General features: G+C 66.8%; 1 protein-coding gene. It reads right to left on the reverse strand.

The annotated features are described in order from the left end of the window. The coding region (locus tag AX750_RS08940; protein WP_245282360.1) for a Tn3 family transposase at window positions 1-2,221 on the reverse strand (2,221 nt) is incomplete at its 3' end. Window positions 2,222-2,262 lie beyond the last annotated feature (41 nt).

Below are 2,262 nucleotides of genomic sequence, written 5' to 3' on the forward strand. Positions count from 1 at the left end.
TCAGAGCTTCCAGGCCCTTGTATCCTGAAGCCGGCTCGATCGTGCCGAGCCGGCGATCGGCGAGATCACGAAGCCGCGGCACGAACCGCAAACCGAGCAGGTGGCACAGCGCGAAGACGTGGTCCGTCGCGCCGCCGGTGTCGGTGTAATGCACTTGCGGGGCCAATGCGCTGCCATGCAGCAGCAGGCCGTCCAAGACATAGGGCGCTTCGCCGGCCGTCGCCGAGATGACGCGGGAATGGAACGAAGCGAAGTGGTCGGAGAGGTGGGTGTAGATCTTCACCCCCGGCTCGCCGCCATACTTGGCGTTCACTTCGGCCGCGCCCGCGCGCTCGCGGCCAGCCCGGAAGAACTGCCCGTCGGAGGAAGAGGCCGTGCCGTCGCCCCAGTGACGCGCGAATGGCAGCCGGTGATGAGCATCGACGATCATGGCGAGCGCGGCGCGATAGTTTTCTTCCGAAAGATACCAGTTGTGGGTCCAGGCGAGCTGGGCGTAGCTGACGCCTTGGCTGGCGTTCGCCATGCGCTCGAGGCCAAGATTGGTGCCGTCGGCCAGGACAGTGGCGAGCACGGCGTTCGGGTTGTCGTGGATCTTGCCGCTGCGCAGATCGCGGAAAGCCGACAGGAACCCCGTCCGAGCCGCAACCTCGCGCAGCAGATCGGTGATGCGCACGCGTGGCAAGAGCGCGTCGAGCTTGCGGTCGAGCATGTCGGCCTCGGGTGGCGTCGCCGGCGGCAGCGGCTTCACCTTCAGCTTGCCGCGCACCATCGACACGCCTTCCAGCTTGTCCTGCCGCAGCAGCGCAGAGAAGCGCTTCAATCGCCAATCCAAAACGCGGGCGCGACTTGCAATGTAGGCGTCCGCGGCAACACCGATCGGTAATCCGGTGGCGATTTCGACCGCTGCCCGCTTCGAGAGCAGATAAGCGTCGAAGCGCCGATAGTTCCGCGAGCACTCGATCCAGACGTCGCCTGCCCGCAGCCGGTCGCGCAGCGTCGAGAGCACGGCGGTCTCATAGAGCCGGCGGTCGATCCGGCCGTTACCCTGGCGCACGAGCCGCTTCCATTGCCTGTTTTTGAACGGCAGCGGCGCATCGTCCGGCACATCGCGCCGGCCACGCCGGTTGAGCTCGCGCAAAATCTCGACCGCCCGCAGGAGGGAAGCTCCGCCTCCAGCGGCGCGGAAAGCGAACGCCTCGAGGAACGCCGGCGCGAAACGGCGGATCGTGCCGTAACGTTCGGTCGCGGCCGCCAGCATGTCTTCGTCGGCCAGTTCGGCCAGCGCATCGATCTGGGGCTTGGCGGCGAGGAGCCGATGCCAGCCGACCGTCTCGTCGATCACGGCGAGAGCGTCGGTATCGCCCTCGCGCGCTTCCGACAACGCCGCGATCGTGCGGCCAAACAGGCGCATGAGCTGGCCGACGTCACGGGTCGTTGCCTGGTAGCGCCGTTCCTGACCGCGCCGGGCGCGGCTGAAGAGGGATCCGACGAGCTTGTCGAACATGTCGATCGCGGCATCCGCCAGTCGCATCTCGAGGTCGATCAGGCTCGCAATGAGGGTCGCCCGGCGTCGGTTTGCGGAGTAGTCGGAGAGCAGGAACGCCGGCGCCACCGCGCCTTCGCGCACGAACTGCCGGAAGCGGTGCTCGTGAACCGCGGACATGACGTCATCGGCGGAGATGCCGATGCCGCGCACGAAGGCCAAGCGATCCAGAAGGTCGTTGATGTTCGTCGTCGAGGGCGACTCCGGGATGTCGCGCAGCCAGGCAAACCGGGTCGAGTTCAGCGCGGCATCGTTGACCAGCAGAGCATCGAGGCGGCCGAGTTGCTCGGGCGCCAATGGAGCAACGAGAGCTTCCGCGGCTTTCCGTCGAGCGCGAGCCCGCCCGGCCAATCCGGCTCGTTCGATCGTGTCGGGGGCGGGAAGGATGATTTTGGCGGAACGCAGACCTTCGACAATCCCGTGAGCGATCGGTTCGCCCTTGTCGGTCGACCACGCGGCTGCGGCGGCGAGATCGAGAGCGAGCGGCACATCGGCACGGATGAAGGGGCGCAAGCCGAGATAGCCGAAGAGTTCGCCCGCGTGATCGAGCCGGGTCTGGGTGCGACGGCTATAATCGCGAAAGGCTGCCGCCGAGAGCCCGAGCTGATGAGCAAGGTAGGTCAGGAGCGCGTCGGGCACCGCATCGCCGGCGCGTAGGCCAAACCCCGGATAGCGCAGAAGGCAAAGCTGGACCGCAAATCCAAGACGGTTGCGACTGC

It is taken from the genome of Methylobacterium sp. CCH7-A2 (assembly GCF_001557075.1).
Classification (GTDB): domain Bacteria; phylum Pseudomonadota; class Alphaproteobacteria; order Rhizobiales; family Beijerinckiaceae; genus Allobosea; species Allobosea massiliensis.